Annotated in this window: 8 protein-coding genes; 3 read left to right on the top strand and 5 right to left on the bottom strand. The window is 46.4% G+C overall.

From position 1 onward, the window contains the following. Window positions 1-568 precede the first annotated feature (568 nt). Genes C233_RS0117835 through C233_RS0117825 form a run of 3 tightly spaced genes read right to left on the bottom strand, consistent with a single transcriptional unit; the run spans window position 569 to window position 5,276 of the window. The gene (locus C233_RS0117835) at window positions 569-2,038 is read right to left on the bottom strand and encodes a glycoside hydrolase family 57 protein (protein ID WP_018668898.1); all 1,470 of its coding nucleotides are present in this window, start codon (window positions 2,036-2,038) and stop codon (window positions 569-571) included. A gap of 17 nt (window positions 2,039-2,055) precedes the next feature. Then, a complete protein-coding gene (locus tag C233_RS0117830; RefSeq protein ID WP_025069262.1) occupies window positions 2,056-3,321 on the bottom strand; it encodes a glycosyltransferase family 4 protein in 1,266 nt (421 codons plus the stop codon). Window positions 3,322-3,335: 14 nt separating this feature from the next. Beyond that, entirely contained in the window at window positions 3,336-5,276 is a 1,941-nt protein-coding gene (locus C233_RS0117825; protein WP_025069263.1) for a glycogen debranching enzyme N-terminal domain-containing protein, read from the bottom strand. Window positions 5,277-5,448: 172 nt separating this feature from the next. Here C233_RS0117825 and C233_RS0117820 point away from each other — a divergent pair, with 172 nt between their 5' ends. Next, entirely contained in the window at window positions 5,449-6,069 is a 621-nt protein-coding gene (locus C233_RS0117820; protein WP_025069264.1) for a rhomboid family intramembrane serine protease, read from the top strand. A 453-nt stretch (window positions 6,070-6,522) separates the two neighbouring features. Here C233_RS0117820 and C233_RS0117815 read toward each other — a convergent pair whose 3' ends face one another. Next, the gene (locus tag C233_RS0117815) at window positions 6,523-7,119 is read right to left on the bottom strand and encodes a MarC family protein (protein ID WP_025069127.1); all 597 of its coding nucleotides are present in this window, start codon (window positions 7,117-7,119) and stop codon (window positions 6,523-6,525) included. Between the two features lie 177 nt (window positions 7,120-7,296). Here C233_RS0117815 and C233_RS0117810 point away from each other — a divergent pair, with 177 nt between their 5' ends. Continuing rightward, complete coding sequence (locus C233_RS0117810) at window positions 7,297-7,983, top strand: Crp/Fnr family transcriptional regulator (RefSeq protein WP_018668893.1); 687 nt, start codon at window positions 7,297-7,299, stop codon at window positions 7,981-7,983. A 203-nt stretch (window positions 7,984-8,186) separates the two neighbouring features. Here C233_RS0117810 and guaA read toward each other — a convergent pair whose 3' ends face one another. Next, window positions 8,187-9,740 carry a glutamine-hydrolyzing GMP synthase gene (guaA, locus tag C233_RS0117800; RefSeq protein WP_018668892.1) on the bottom strand — a complete coding sequence of 518 codons (1,554 nt, stop codon included), beginning with the start codon at window positions 9,738-9,740 and terminating at the stop codon, window positions 8,187-8,189. Window positions 9,741-10,214: 474 nt separating this feature from the next. Between guaA and C233_RS0117795 the strand changes: the two genes are divergently transcribed. Next, window positions 10,215-10,760 (top strand): UpxY family transcription antiterminator, encoded by a 546-nt coding sequence (locus tag C233_RS0117795; RefSeq protein WP_018668891.1) that lies wholly within the window; start codon window positions 10,215-10,217, stop codon window positions 10,758-10,760. Window positions 10,761-10,762: the final 2 nt, after the last annotated feature.

The following is a 10,762-nucleotide window of genomic DNA, read 5'->3' as shown; positions in this document are numbered from 1 at the left end:
GTGGATTTTCTTTGGAATACATACGGCAAATGCCGTACTGATGATAGACAAGATCAGGAACAGGACGGTGAAAGCGGCATGATATGATTTTACAGGCAGAGGCAGAAGATGTCTTCAGACTTCTTCCCGAGCGTCATGTCTTGTAGGGTAAGATTGTGTGAGAAATTACAGGAATAGGACTATAAAAATGGCATATGAAGTGAGTATGCTCTATCATCTTCATATGCCATCTTGATTTTTAGGGACATTTACTGAATATCCCTATTCTATTTATACGGTAATGAAGCGATAGTATGCTCACAAGCTCTCTTTCCAAGACTCATGCAATCCGTATATAAAAAGAAGAAAGCCTCTATCTTTTTCGGCTTCTTCCGTATAGTATCCGTACCAAAGCGTAGTACAAGAGATAGCAAAGTGTGGCACAAAAAATACCACACTTTAGTATTTACCGTACCAAGGCGTGGGTACTTCCCATATCAAAGGACATATAAAGTCGGTACGCATAAAGAAAAGTCCCCCGCACTTTACCAAAGCGCGGAGGACTTCACACATTATTTAAGACGAGGTCTTACTCTTTATCAGGCTTTGCAGCGGTCTTTTTTGATGCAGCTTTCTTTGCAGCAGGTTTGGCAGCCTTAGCAGCAGTAGCTTTAGGAGCAGTTTTAGCAGCAGTAGCCTTAGGAGCAGCAACTTTAGCAGCTTTAGGAGCAGCAGCTTTTGCCTCTTTCTTCTTCTCGGCGACTTTTTCCTTCTCCAACTTATTCTGCGCCTTTTCCAGCTCTTTATGAAGTTCTTCTATTTCATCCCCCTGGTTCTTGATTGTAGTCAGCAGAGCATTCAGTTCTTCGTTATCGATATCTACCGGATAGAGGGAATCGACACGCTTGATAAAATCGCCCAGGATATTCATATAGTTGGTAAATGCATCGTAAGGCGATTCATAAATACCGCGATTCAGCCCTACACCGCTATTCTTGGTCGTCATAAAGCGGAAGTTATTGCTTGCCTGCAAATAATCCCAGTCTTGCTTGATACGGCGGTCATCGCAGATATGTACACGTTCGGCCACGCTATACAACTTATTGAAAGCCTCGCGCTGCATTACATTACCCAGCCAACAGCTCGTATCCCTTTCCTCGTCTACCCACGACATAGGATAAGGAACATCCAACTGCGAAACAGACTTCAACTTGGTGACAATCTCCGTAGGGGTGGAGAAGGTAATCCCTTTCTCTTTTGCACACATGGGAAGCGCTTTCAGGAATTCCAGGATATTGGAGGACAAAGGCTGCGACATGCCTAATGAGCAAAGCTCCATAAAGATGTTGATAACCTGTTCTTCCTGCGGGAAGGCATCAATCCAACTGATATACTTATCGGCAAACAATGGATATTCGTTCCATTCGGAGTTAGAGAAGCGCAAACTTATATCATCGGACAACTTAAAATCGCGCAACAGCAGTTTCAGGTTCGGATTCATATTGCAATGGTACACGTAGTGCGGGCTCTTCCAGCCGAGCACATGCTTGGCTCCCTCGGTCAGCATTCCCTTGAAGCCCATACTTGCCACTACGGCGCCAATCTCGTCGTTGTAAATCAAGCTGGAATTACGGAACACTTTCGGAGCTTTCCCGAACATCTGTTTCATCTTCGCACTCTGGCGCATCACTTCTTCCTTGAAGCAATCTTCGTTAGCTAACGAAGAAAGGCCGTGTGAATACGGTTCTGCCAGGAACTCGCAACAACCCGTATCATTGAGCTGGTGCAGCAAATCGATTACGGCAGGCGCATGGATTTCCAGTTGCTCCAATGCCACACCCGAGATAGACAGAGCCACCTTGAACGCGCCACCCGAGTTCTTCACCATTTCGATGAGGGTATTCAGTGCCGGGATGTACGAACGCTCGGCTACCTCATTGATACTTGTTTCATTAGCATAATCATCGTAATAATAATGATTTGTACCGATATCAAAGAAACGATAACGTTTCAGATGTATAATTTGATGTATCTCAAAATAAAGACAGATAGTTCTCATTTGTATTTATTATTTTATTATTTACCATAGTTTCTTAATACATCCTCATAGAGGGCACGAATTCTCAAGCCTACCTTCTCCCAGGTAATTCCGTCCACTTCCTTCTTGCCTTCTTCCTGGAGATAACGGAAAAGGGACGGATTTATGCAGATAGAATAGATAGCATCCGCCATAGCGTGAATATCCCAATAATCGGTCTTAATCACCTTATCGAGAATTTCACCGCATCCCGACTGCTTGGAGATGATAGAGGGCGTTCCGCACTGCATGGCTTCCAACGGAGCGATACCGAAAGGCTCGGAAACGGAAGGCATAACGAATACATCGCTATTCTTATAAACCTCGTACACCTGCTTGCCTTTCATGAAGCCGGGGAAGTGGAAGCGGTCGGCAATGCCCCGTTCGGCAGCCAGGTTAATCATGGCATTCAGCATATCGCCCGAACCTGCCATTACGAAGCGTATATTGCGGGTACGCTGCAATACCAGTGCGGCAGCTTCCACAAAGTATTCCGGTCCTTTCTGCATGGTGATGCGTCCAAGGAAAGTCACCACTTTCTCCTTGGAGTGGTCTGGGCGCGGAATATCCTGAAGCTCCTGCGAGAGCGGATATACCGCATTATGCATGGCGAACACTTTTCTTGGGTCTTGGTGATACTCGTTGATAACCGTGCGGCGGGTAAGCTCCGATACGCACATAATGCAGTCCGCATAGTCCATACCGTTCTTCTCCATGGAATAAACGGTAGGATTGACCTTGCCGCGGGAACGGTCGAAATCCGTTGCATGCACATGGATGCAAAGCGGCTTGCCGCTTACCATTTTGGCATGCACGCCTGCCGGATATGTAAGCCAGTCGTGCGCATGGATAATGTCGAATTCCTGCTGGCGTGCCACGACACCGGCTATAATCGAGAAATTATTGATTTCTTCGTGCAGGTTTCCCGGATAGCCGCCGGCAAATTCCATACAGCCGAGGTCATTGACATGCATATAAGAGAAATCAGAATAAATATGGTCGCGCAAAGCATAGTATTGCTCCGGAGTCATCGTGGACAGACGCGACTTCAAATAATCGTAATCTACGTTACGCCATACGATAGGCACTTGGTTCATACCGATTATATTCAGGAAATTCTCTTCCTCGCCAGAGGGTTTGGGCATACAGAAAGTAGTTTCCACATCTCCCTGCAAACTCAGTCCTTTAGTTATTCCGTATGATGCAACTGCAAGACCGCCGTATATTTTGGGAGGAAATTCCCAACCAAACATTAAAACTTTCATCTTCGTTCCTCCTCCTATAAATTATATTTAGACAATAATTTCAAGATGCGCAGAATCTCTGCCACGTTCATGGCGAACGATACGGCTCCCCTTCCCTTAAACGGCGGATTTCCGTCGAAAAGCTCGGGCAGGGAACCTATGCAATGGCTCGTCATTTCGTCTTCGAAGCCTATCAGATAGCGTTCTACAAACGAAATACCGCTCATTTTGTATATGCGCAAATATGCTTCCATATAAAATCCCATAAGCCACGGCCACGCCGTACCCTGATGATAAGCATAGTCTCTCTGGGTTTGAGGACCTACATAGTTCGGATTGTATCCGCCGCTCTTAGGGCTCAACGTACGCAGGCCTTTCGGAGTAAGCAACTCTTTCGTCACAATATCGAGCACTTGTTTCTTCTGTGCACGGTCTAATGGAGAATAGTCGAAAGCAACGGCGAATATCATATTGGGGCGGACACTCCAGTCCATCATATAACCGTCTACGTAGTCGAACAGATAACCGTACTCATTGCGGAAAACCTCCACAAACGATTTGCCGGTTATCTCTGCCTGAGCATCCAGCTCGTCCGCAAGAATGTCGTTGCCACCCTCGCGCACGATATCGGAAACAAAACGCAGGGCATTATACCAAAGGGCGTTCACCTCGACGATGTATCCCGTGCGAGGGATGACAGGACGGCCGTTGGCGGTAGAGTTCATCCACGTAACGGCTTTCTCCGTACCGTTTGTATAAAGCAAACCGTTTTCGTGCAGGAAAAGATTGTCGTGCTTCCTGCCGCGGATATACCCCATGATATCTTCCAGCAGCTTACCGTATTTCAATCGGCATTGCTCGCGCGATGTGTCTTTAGCATACTGCTGCAAAGTCCACACCGCCCACAGGAGCACATCGGGGTGTTCCATTTCATATATCTTATAGCCTACCGGCTTATCTTCAATGAAATCGCGGATAGCCTTCTCCGCCGTTTTCATGACGTCCTCGAACTCGTCTTGCTCGTCTACCGCCAGAGTCAATCCCGGCAAAGAGATGAACAAGTCGCGTGCACGGCACTTGAACCAGGGGTAGCCTGCAAGTATATAATGCTCGTCTCCTTGCTTGTTATGGAACTGGTGGGCGGAATTCTTCAAACAGTGGTAGAAGCTGTCGCGCGGAGTACGGTCTTCCGCCTCTGCCTCAAAGGTCTGTTTCAGCTTACGCGGCGAAATCTCCGAAATACCGGCAGAAAAGACAATGCTTTCACCTTTCTTTATATCCACTTCGAAATAACCGGGTACATACAGGTCTTCGTTAAAGTCGTACCCACGTTCCTGTTCTTTAGGGTATTCGATGCCACGATACCAGTCCGGCTGGTAATGGAACTCGTTCTTCTTGTTCAGTTGCATATAAAGCTCCGGATAGCCGGGATACATACAAGTTTTAATGCCATTCTCCACCGGCTGGTAGTCGCGGTTTGCCTGCGCGTTTTCGTGTGTATATTCGCGTACGCTGCGAAATGCCAGGAAAGGGCGGAAACGGAGTGTTGTTGCCGAATGGGCGTCGACCAAGGTATAGCGAATCAGGATGCGGTTCTCGTGGTGTACAAAGATTTTCTCTTTACGGAGGATAACGCCTCCTACACGGTAAGTAGTCGCCGGGATATGCTCGCAATCGAATTCACGGATGTACTTATGCCCGTTCGGGCTAAAGTTGTTTCCCTGATATTTGTGCAACCCCAAGTTGAACTCTGCACCGTGTTGAATTACCGTTTCATCCAAAGAAGACAGCAGCACATGGTTTTCATCATCCAGGTTGGGGACGGGTATCACCAACAAGCCGTGATATTTGCGTGTGTTACAATCTACAATCGTTGTACAATGATAGGCCCCTGATTTGTTCGTCCGAAGTATCTCCCTTGGCAAAGATTCTTGCAGATTAACCATCAGGGTCTTGTCAAATCGTAAATAACTCATAGTTGTGCATTATTTAAAGGTTAATTATTCAGGTATATGCGCTACAAACCATGTAGTGATGCCCAAAAATACGAATTAAAGCCTACACGCAAAATAAAAAGTCAGTTTTTTTTCGTTTTTCAAGTAAATAATTCGTAGCATTGTACGGAAATACTAAATCCGTGTACAATATATGAAGCATGACGTACGACGAATAGTTCTGGCGGCGGTTATACCGCTATTTTTACTATTCATCCTATATATACTCAAATTCCTGGAAACGGGCATGGACTGGGACTTTACCAAACTGGGGGTTTATCCTATGGAAAAGAGGGGGGTGTTCGGCATCTTCGCACATCCGTTAGTGCACAGCAGTTTCAAACATCTTTTTGCCAATACTCTCCCGTTGTTCTTTTTATCGTGGTGTCTGTTTTATTTCTACCGGGACATCGCACCCTACATATTTTTTGTAATCTGGACGGGGTGTGGGCTTCTTACCTTTTGTATTGGCAAACCGGGCTGGCATATCGGTGCAAGCGGCATCATCTACGGACTGGCGTTCTTCCTCTTTTTCAGCGGGCTGCTGCGGAAGCACGTACCGCTTATCGCTATCTCGTTATTGGTTACCTTTCTTTATGGGGGATTGGTATGGAATATGTTCCCGCAATTCGCCAAAGAAACCACTTCCTGGGAAGGGCATCTCAGCGGCGCCATAACGGGAACGCTCTGCTCCATTGCCTTCATGGGACACGGCCCTCAACGGCCGAATCCTTTTGCGGATGATGATGAGAAGGAGGAAGAGGAGGGGGTATAGAACAGGGAAGATATGGGAACACAGAGACACGGAGACACAGAGGGGGTCGAGAAAAAGGGGGAATTCTATTCCACCATATCTCTGTGCCTCTGTGTCTCCGTGTTCCTAAAAAACTATACACCTCCGCACATCTCTGTGTCTCTGTGCCTCCGTGTTCCGAAATACTTATACACCTCCGCACACCTCTGTGTCTCTGTGCCTCCGTGTTCCGAAATACTTATGCACCTCCACACACCTCTGTGTCTCTGTGCCTCCGTGTTCCGAAATACTCATGCACCTCCACACACCTCTGTGTCTCTGTACCTCCGTGTTCCGAAAAACGATGCACCTCCGCACCTCTGTGTCTCTGTACCTCCGTGTTCCGAAAAACGATGCACCTCCGCACCTCTGTGTCTCTGTGCCTCCGTGTTCCGAAAAACTATACACCTCCGCACACCTCCGTGCCTCCGTGTTCTACTGATGAAAACTATCCAGCAGCAGCGAGATATTCGCCATGAACAACCGTACCGAGATTGCCAGCAGGATGATACCGAAGAATTTACGGATGATATAGATACCTCCTTTACCTAAAAAGCGCTCCACGCGTCCCGTCATGCTGACAACGAAATATACCCATATCATATTCAGCACCAATGCAATAATGATATTGACGCTGGCATACTCGGCACGTAAAGAAAGTAAAGTGGTGAAAGCTCCCGCCCCCGCCAATAGCGGAAAGACCAACGGAACCAGTGTAGCTTCCTTAATCGGTCCCTGGTTTTTAAAGATTTCGATGTCGAGAATCATCTCCAGTGACATCAGGAAAATAACAAACGCACCAGCTACTGCAAACGATTCGATATCCACATGGAACAGCCTCAGCATCATATCGCCTGCATAGAAAAACCCTATCAGCAAGGCAAACGATATCAATGTGGCTTTCAATGCGTTCACATCTTTTCCCTTCTCCTTCAAATTAATGATTATAGGAATAGAGCCGATGATATCTATCACGGCGAACAGCACGATAAAAGCGCTGGTCATTTGCTGCCAATTAAATGCTGAAAACATACGTCCCTCCTTTTTGTTTGCAAAGATAATCTATTTTTATGCATTCCGCAAGATTTATCAAATACGAATGAATAGCACGTTTAAGAAATAATAAAAAAAACAAAAAGAGAGGGCAAGTGTTTACGGCACACTTCGATTATATCTACTTTTGTTCTTGAACCAGAAGACGAGAATGATATGGAAACAATGTTTGATACGCTATTACAATTGCCCCTTTTCCAAGGACTTGCCCAAGAAGATTTCACCTGCATCCTGGAGAAGGTCAAATTGCATTTCACGAAACACAAGCCGGGCGAACTCCTTCTGAGAGCCGGAGCCTCCTGCCATGAGCTGGTGTTCGTACTGAAAGGAGAAGTAGCAGCTTCCACATCATCCGCCGGCGCCTCCTACAATTTTACGGAATATCTTCCGGCTCCTTACCTGATTGAAGCCTACTCCATGTTCGGCATGAAGACGCATTATATCTCCACGTACCGCGCCAGGACAGAAGTGCATACGGTCAGCATCAGCAAGGCGTTCGTACTGAAAGAACTGTTCAATTACGAAATATTCCGCCTGAACTACATGAACATAGTGAGCAACCGCACCCAGATGCTGCACAACCGTTTATGGGCGGTATCCGGCGATAATCCCGAGGCGCGTATCATCCATTTCATCCTCACCCATGTAGAACGCCCGTCGGGAGAGAAGGTGCTGAAAATAAAAATGGAAGATTTAGCCCAAATCGTCAACGAAACCCGCGCAGGAGTGTCAAAGGCGCTCAACAGCATGCAAGCCAAAGGTTGGGCGGAGCTGCACCGCGGAGAAATCATAATACCCGATGCGGAAAAACTGATATTGCCACGCAGAGCGGCTAACAAATAAACGGTTCACCACCAGGCTACACGGGATTAACACAGATTTATTCCTTAGCGGATAATATAAATTTCGCAAATTTTATTTTAAACAGAAGAACAAAAGAACAGATTTTCTTCTTTGTCCTTTTGTTCTTCTGTCCGAAGTCCCGTTCTCCTGTCTGAAAAATTAAAATCCAAGTCAATCTGTGGTGAACGGCATGAACCTATCTTTTATTCCCACTCAATCGTCGAAGGTGGTTTCGACGAAATATCATAGGTTACACGGTTCACCCCTTTCACCTTATTGATAATATCATTGGAAACCTTGCCCAAGAACGCATAAGGCAGATGCGCCCAGTCGGCCGTCATCGCGTCGGTGGAAGTAACGGCACGCAAAGCGACCGCACGTTCATAAGTACGTTCATCGCCCATTACACCTACGGACTGTACGGGAAGCAAGATAACCCCTGCCTGCCAAACCAGGTGATAAAGTGCCGTTTCATTGCCTTCGGCATCCTTCACCTTCCAGTCGCGCAATCCCTGGATAAAGATATCATCCGCATCCTGCAAGATACGCACCTTTTCCGGAGTTATATCGCCCAGGATACGTACAGCCAATCCCGGTCCGGGGAAAGGATGACGGGTAATCAAGTGCTCCGGCATACCCAGCTCGCGTCCTACACGACGGACTTCATCCTTGAACAGCAGGCGCAACGGCTCGCATAACTTCAAGTTCATCTTTTCGGGCAGGCCACCCACATTGTGATGACTCTTGATGACAGTTCCGGTAATGGAGAGCGACTCGATACAGTCCGGATAGATAGTACCCTGCGCCAACCATTTCACATCCTTTATTTTGTGGGCTTCTTCATCGAACACATCGATAAAACCCTTTCCTATAATCTTGCGTTTCTTCTCCGGTTCGGTTACACCCGCCAATTCCGCAAAGAATTTGGCACTTGCATCCACCCCGATAACATTCAGTCCGAGGCACTCGTAATCGTGCAGTACATTCCTGAACTCGTTCTTGCGCAACATGCCATGGTCTACGAAAATACAAGTCAGATTCTTTCCGATAGCACGGTTCAGCAGTACGGCGGCAACAGAAGAATCGACACCGCCGCTCAGGCCGAGCACCACCTTGTCATCTCCAAGCTGTTCCTTGAGCTGCGCAACGGTAGTCTCGATAAACGATGCCGCACTCCAGTCCTGCTTGCAACCGCAAACTTCCACTACGAAGTTTTTCAGCATCTGCGTACCGTCCTCGCTGTGGAACACTTCCGGGTGGAACTGTACGCCCCACATCTTCTCGCCTTCCACCTGATAAGCGGCAATCTTTACCTTATCCGTCGAAGCTATCGCCTTGAAACCGGCAGGAATAGCAGTGATAGTGTCACCGTGGCTCATCCATACCTGTGTATTTTCCTTTACTCCCTTGAAAAGCACATTATCCTTATCGAAGGAGCTCAAATGTGCACGCCCGTATTCGCGGCTGCCCGCAGGCTCCACCTTTCCGCCATTGGTATAAGCGATGAACTGCGCACCGTAACAAATTCCCAATACAGGGTACTTGCCGCGAATTTCGTTCAAATCTATTTTAAACGCACTTTCATCATATACGGAGAACGGGCTGCCCGAAAGAATAACTCCCTTCACACTCGCATCTCCCTGAGGAAATTTGTTGTAAGGCACGATTTCACAATACACATTCAACTCACGGACACGACGTCCGATAAGCTGTGTAGTCTGTGAGCCAAAATCAAGAATGATAATCTTTTCTTGCATAGAAACAGAGGTGTTAATTATTTGGAGCACAAAGATACGATTATTTCTAAAACCGAAAGAAATATTGAGGGAGAATTCTTCCCCGTATCCTATTTCTCCCTCCCAGCCCGATAAAACATACGGGTACGCAAAGAGGCCGGATATCCCGGCAAATACAGTAACAACGGGCAGTGCCCGACAGGTATCCTGGAGTATTTTTTTATATTTACAGCTTATTATTTTTTTATATAACTCTTTACATAAACGCTATTAAAATAAAATAATATTTTCCCGAAGTTTTCTTTGTTGGTATATATAAATCTTAGTACATTTGTCCGCTCTACGCACCGCTTTTCTGAAAAAAAGCGATACGGAAAAAGAGTAGCAACAAACAAAAACCGAATATACATCATTGAAATACAGATAGTTATCAGTATTTCAAGGTTCCATGATTATACCCTTTCCCGAACTATCCGGCACTTATTCAGCCCCTAAATGAAAGATTGCAAAGAGAACGAAACCTCCGTCTGGTTCGCAATGTACGCCTACAAGCGGGAGATGCGCATCCAGCAGGAGCTGAATAAAGAAAATATCGAAAATTTCATTCCGATGCACTATGTTCTGAAGGAGCATAACGGAAGAAAAACACGTGTGTTGGTTCCCGCCATTTCCAATCTGGTCTTTATCCATACCACCAAACCGGTCTTGACACGGATTAAAACAAAAAATCCTTACCTGCAATACATCACTCGAAAGAGCAATGCCGGCAGGGAAATCATTACCGTACCGGATTACCAGATGAAAGACTTCATTAAAGTAGCCCAAAAGTACGAAGAAGACCTCACTTATTACAAACCGGAAGAAATCAGCCTCGACAAAGGGCATAAAGTACGCGTACACGGCGGGGCATTCGACGGTGTGGAAGGAGTACTTATCAAAGTCAAAGGAAAACGAAGCAAACGGATTGTCGTAAAAATCCCCGGCGTCATTGCTATTGCCGCTGCCTATATAGAACCGGATTTAATAGAAATATTATCCTGAGA

Origin of the sequence: Bacteroides gallinarum DSM 18171 = JCM 13658 (assembly GCF_000374365.1) — a bacterium.
GTDB lineage: Bacteria > Bacteroidota > Bacteroidia > Bacteroidales > Bacteroidaceae > Bacteroides > Bacteroides gallinarum.
Note: the sequence above shows the minus strand (reverse complement) of the source record. Positions and strands in the feature narration are given on the sequence as shown.

What these genes read in the sequence shown, in the direction of transcription:
- C233_RS0117810 (WP_018668893.1), top strand. Translation starts at nt 7,297, where the DNA reads ATGGAAACAATGTTTGATACGCTATTACAATTGCCCCTTTTCCAAGGA.
- C233_RS0117830 (WP_025069262.1), bottom strand. Translation starts at nt 3,321, where the DNA reads ATGAAAGTTTTAATGTTTGGTTGGGAATTTCCTCCCAAAATATACGGC.
- C233_RS0117825 (WP_025069263.1), bottom strand. Translation starts at nt 5,276, where the DNA reads ATGAGTTATTTACGATTTGACAAGACCCTGATGGTTAATCTGCAAGAA.
- C233_RS0117820 (WP_025069264.1), top strand. Translation starts at nt 5,449, where the DNA reads ATGAAGCATGACGTACGACGAATAGTTCTGGCGGCGGTTATACCGCTA.
- C233_RS0117795 (WP_018668891.1), top strand. Translation starts at nt 10,215, where the DNA reads ATGAAAGATTGCAAAGAGAACGAAACCTCCGTCTGGTTCGCAATGTAC.
- C233_RS0117815 (WP_025069127.1), bottom strand. Translation starts at nt 7,119, where the DNA reads ATGTTTTCAGCATTTAATTGGCAGCAAATGACCAGCGCTTTTATCGTG.
- C233_RS0117835 (WP_018668898.1), bottom strand. Translation starts at nt 2,038, where the DNA reads ATGAGAACTATCTGTCTTTATTTTGAGATACATCAAATTATACATCTG.
- guaA (WP_018668892.1), bottom strand. Translation starts at nt 9,740, where the DNA reads ATGCAAGAAAAGATTATCATTCTTGATTTTGGCTCACAGACTACACAG.